At 72.2% G+C, this 4652-nt stretch carries 4 protein-coding genes; all 4 read left to right on the top strand.

Annotated features, from left to right (window positions below; genetic code table 11):
• Positions 1-2604 (top strand): translation initiation factor IF-2 (infB, locus tag MTQ10_RS28115; protein WP_247473115.1); only part of this gene is annotated, 2604 nt, incomplete at its 5' end.
• A gap of 185 nt (positions 2605-2789) precedes the next feature.
• Positions 2790-3083: a DUF503 domain-containing protein gene (locus MTQ10_RS28110; protein WP_247473113.1), complete on the top strand. Its 294-nt coding sequence runs from the start codon at positions 2790-2792 to the stop codon at positions 3081-3083.
• A 39-nt stretch (positions 3084-3122) separates the two neighbouring features.
• The gene (rbfA, locus tag MTQ10_RS28105) at positions 3123-3572 is read left to right on the top strand and encodes a 30S ribosome-binding factor RbfA (RefSeq protein WP_247473111.1); all 450 of its coding nucleotides are present in this window, start codon (positions 3123-3125) and stop codon (positions 3570-3572) included.
• The gene (gene truB / locus MTQ10_RS28100; protein WP_247473108.1) at positions 3569-4477 is read left to right on the top strand and encodes a tRNA pseudouridine(55) synthase TruB; all 909 of its coding nucleotides are present in this window, start codon (positions 3569-3571) and stop codon (positions 4475-4477) included. The genes rbfA and truB overlap by 4 nt, the downstream gene beginning before the upstream one ends.
• Positions 4478-4652 lie beyond the last annotated feature (175 nt).

Here is a 4652-nt window from a genome sequence, read left to right as displayed (position 1 = left end):
ACAGGGCCCCCCGCCGCGCCCAAGCCCGGCGGCCCGCGTCCCGGCGCTCCCAAGCCGGGTGCCCGCCCCGGCGCGCCCGGTCAGGGCCAGCAGGGCGACCGCGGTCAGCGTCCCGCCGCCGCCCAGGGCGGCGCGCGTCCCGGCGCCGGCCCCCGTCCGGGTGCCCGTCCGGCCGGTCCGCGCCCGGGCAACAACCCCTTCACCTCCGGCGGCAACGCCGGCATGGCGCGCCCGCAGGCTCCCCGCCCGCAGGCGCCGCGTCCGCAGGGTCCCGGCGCTCCCGGTGCCGGCCCGCGTCCGCAGGCCCCCGGTGGCCAGGGCGGTCCCCGTCCGCAGGCTCCGGGCGGTCCCCGTCCGACCCCGGGTTCGATGCCCCGTCCGCAGGGCGGGCCGCGTCCCGGTCCCGGCGGTCCGCGTCCGAACCCCGGCATGATGCCGCAGCGTCCCGCTGCCGGCCCGCGTCCCGGCCCCGGCGGCCGTGGTCCGGGCGGTGCGGGCCGTCCCGGCGGTGCAGGTCGTCCCGGCGGCGGCTTCGCCGGTCGTCCCGGTGGCGGCGGCGCCGGTCGTCCGGGCGGTGGCGGCGGCTTCGCCGGTCGTCCCGGTGGCGGCGGTTTCGGTGGCGGCGGTGGCCGTCCCGGCTTCGGCGGCCGTCCCGGCGGTCCCGGTGGCCGTGGTGGCACGCAGGGCGCCTTCGGCCGTCCCGGCGGTCCCGCGCGTCGTGGCCGCAAGTCGAAGCGGCAGCGTCGCCAGGAGTACGAGGCGATGCAGGCCCCGAGCGTCGGCGGCGTGATGCTGCCGCGCGGCAACGGCGAGACCATCCGTCTCTCCCGCGGCGCGTCGCTCACCGACTTCGCGGAGAAGATCAACGCCAACCCGGCGTCCCTCGTCGCGGTCATGATGAACCTCGGCGAGATGGTCACCGCGACGCAGTCCGTCTCCGACGAGACGCTGCAACTGCTCGCCGACGAGATGAACTACAACGTTCAGATCGTCAGCCCGGAGGAGGAGGACCGCGAGCTTCTCGAGTCCTTCGACATCGAGTTCGGCGAGGACGAGGGCAGCGAGGAGGACCTGGTGGTCCGCCCGCCGGTCGTCACCGTCATGGGTCACGTCGACCACGGCAAGACCCGACTGCTCGACGCCATCCGCAAGACGAACGTGATCGCGGGCGAGGCCGGCGGCATCACCCAGCACATCGGTGCCTACCAGGTCGCGACCACGGTGAACGGCGAGGACCGCGCGATCACCTTCATCGACACCCCGGGTCACGAGGCGTTCACCGCCATGCGTGCCCGCGGTGCGAAGTCGACCGACATCGCGATCCTGGTCGTCGCGGCCAACGACGGCGTCATGCCGCAGACGGTCGAGGCGCTCAACCACGCCAAGGCGGCCGGTGTGCCGATCGTCGTCGCGGTCAACAAGATCGACGTCGAGGGCGCCGACCCGACCAAGGTGCGCGGTCAGCTGACCGAGTACGGCCTGGTGGCCGAGGAGTACGGCGGCGACACCATGTTCGTCGACATCTCCGCCAAGCAGGGCCTGAACATCGACAGCCTGCTGGAGGCGGTCATCCTGACCGCCGACGCCACCCTGGACCTGCGGGCCAACCCGAACCAGGACGCGCAGGGCATCGCGATCGAGTCCCGCCTGGACCGCGGCCGTGGTGCTGTCGCCACCGTCCTGGTGCAGCGCGGCACCCTGCGGGTCGGCGACACGATGGTCGTCGGCGACGCCTACGGCCGTGTCCGCGCCATGCTCGACGACAACGGGCAGAACGTGTCCGAGGCCGGCCCCTCCACGCCGGTCCAGGTCCTCGGTCTGACCAACGTCCCGGGCGCCGGCGACAACTTCATCGTGGTCGAGGAGGACCGTACGGCCCGCCAGATCGCGGAGAAGCGCGCGGCCCGCGAGCGCAACGCGGCCTTCGCCAAGCGCACGCGCCGTGTCTCGCTGGAGGACCTGGACAAGGTGCTCAAGGCCGGCGAGGTCCAGCAGCTGAACCTGATCATCAAGGGTGACGCTTCCGGTTCCGTCGAGGCCCTCGAGTCCTCCCTGCTCCAGCTGGACGTCGGCGAAGAGGTGGACATCCGCGTCCTGCACCGCGGCGTCGGTGCGGTCACGGAGTCCGACATCGACCTGGCGATGGGCTCCGACGCCATCGTGATCGGCTTCAACGTCCGCGCGGCCGGCCGCGCGGCGCAGATGGCCGAGCGCGAAGGCGTGGACGTCCGGTACTACTCGGTCATCTACCAGGCGATCGAGGAGATCGAGGCGGCCCTGAAGGGCATGCTGAAGCCGGAGTTCGAAGAGGTCGAGCTGGGCACGGCGGAGATCCGCGAGGTCTTCAAGTCGTCCAAGCTGGGCAACATCGCCGGTGTCATCATCCGCTCCGGCGAGGTCCGCAGGAACACCAAGGCCCGCCTCATCCGCGACGGCAAGGTCGTGGCGGAGAACCTCACCATCGAGGGCCTGCGTCGCTTCAAGGACGACGTGACCGAGATCCGCGAAGGCTTCGAGGGCGGTATCAACCTCGGCAACTTCAACGACATCAAGGTCGACGACGTCATCGCGACGTACGAGATGCGCGAGAAGCCGCGGGCGTAACGTCCACGGTTGCCGCTGGCCGACGGGAGTCCGCTCCCGTCGGCCAGCGTGCCGTTTCCCGGCATCCCGTGGGGGCCGGAAAACCGCGTCGAGCCTCAGGCCTGATCGCGGTACGGTTCTGATGTCCCCGGCCGCACGGAACCGGGGCCATCGATCCCGTACCGGCGGGTGAACCGGTCACACACATGTACGTGGGGACTCTGTCCTTCGACCTCCTCCTCGGCGACGTCCACTCGCTGAAGGAGAAGCGGTCCGTCGTCCGCCCGATCGTCGCCGAACTCCAGCGGAAGTACGCGGTGAGCGCGGCCGAGGTGGACCATATGGACCTCCACCGGCGAGCGGTCATCGGCCTGGCCATGGTCTCCGGCGACGCCGGACACCTGACCGATGTGCTGGACCGGTGCGAACGGCTGGTCGCCGCCCGACCCGAGGTGGAACTGCTGTCCGTGCGACGCCGCTTCCACGGCGACGACGACTGACCACACAACGCAAACAGAGAAAGAACGGGAGCTGGACCAGTGGCCGACAACGCGCGGGCGAAAAGGCTGGCGGACCTCATCCGGGAAGTGGTGGCCCAGAAGCTGCAGCGCGGGATCAAGGACCCGCGGCTCGGCTCGCACGTCACCATCACGGACACCCGGGTCACGGGCGACCTCCGTGAGGCGACGGTCTTCTACACGGTGTACGGCGACGACGAGGACCGCGCGGCCGCAGCCGCGGGCCTGGAGAGCGCCAAGGGCATCCTGCGCTCCGAGGTCGGCAGGGCCGCCGGCGTGAAGTTCACGCCGACCCTGACCTTCGTCGCGGACGCCCTGCCGGACACCGCCCGGACCATCGAGGACCTCCTCGACAAGGCGCGCGCCGCCGACGCGCAGGTGCGCCAGGCGGCCACCGGCAAGACGTACGCCGGTGACGCCGACCCCTACCGGAAGCCCGCCTCCGACGAGACGGACGACACCGCCGAATGAACGACCGCAGGACCACCACGCCCGACGGCCTCGTCATCGTCGACAAGCCGTCGGGCTTCACTTCGCACGACGTCGTCGCCAAGATGCGCGGCATCGCGCGCACCCGCCGCGTCGGCCACGCCGGCACCCTCGACCCGATGGCCACCGGCGTGCTCGTGCTCGGCGTGGAGCGGGCCACCAAGCTCCTCGGCCATCTCGCGCTGACCGAGAAGGAGTACCTCGGCACGATCCGGCTCGGGCAGACCACCCTGACCGACGACGCCGAGGGGGAGATCACCTCCTCCACCGACGCCTCCGGCATCACCCGGGAGGCCGTCGACGCCGGTATCGCCGAACTGACCGGCGACATCATGCAGGTGCCGTCCAAGGTCAGCGCCATCAAGATCAACGGCGTGCGCTCCTACAAGCGGGCCCGCGAGGGCGAGGACTTCGACATCCCGGCCCGCCCGGTGCGCGTGTCGTCCTTCACCGTGTACGACGTCCGGGACGCCGTCGCCGAGGACGGCACCCCCGTCCTCGACCTGGTCGTCTCCGTCGTCTGCTCCTCCGGCACCTACATCCGGGCCCTCGCCCGCGACCTGGGCGCCGGACTCGGCGTCGGAGGCCACCTCACGGCGCTGCGCCGCACCCGCGTCGGGCCGTACAAGCTGGACAGCGCCAAGACGCTCGACCAGCTCCAGCAGGAGCTGACGGTCATGCCGATCGCCGAGGCCGCCCAGGCCGCCTTCCGCCGCTGGGACGTCGACGAGCGCCGTGCCCGGCTGCTCCTCAACGGCGTCCGCCTGGACATGCCCGACGAGTACGCGGACGCCGGTCCCGTCGCCGTGTTCGGGCCGGAGAACCGCTTCCTGGCGCTGGTCGAGTCGCAGAAGGGCAAGGCCAAGAGCCTGGCCGTGTTCGGGTGAGGCGGGCGCCCGGTCCGGCCGAGGGGGCCGCTCCCCGTCCGGGCGGGGCCCGCTCCGGCCGGTGCCGCGGCCGTCCCCGGCCGGCGCCGTCCGCCCGTGGAGCGGCGGACACGGGGCTTGCTCTGCCCGCCGCTCCACGGTCCCCCCTCGGTTCCCCCACCCCTAAGCTGTATCC

Source organism: Streptomyces sp. XM83C (assembly GCF_023072675.1).
Classification (GTDB): domain Bacteria; phylum Actinomycetota; class Actinomycetes; order Streptomycetales; family Streptomycetaceae; genus Streptomyces; species Streptomyces thermocoprophilus.
This window is presented reverse-complemented; position numbering and strand designations above follow the sequence as displayed.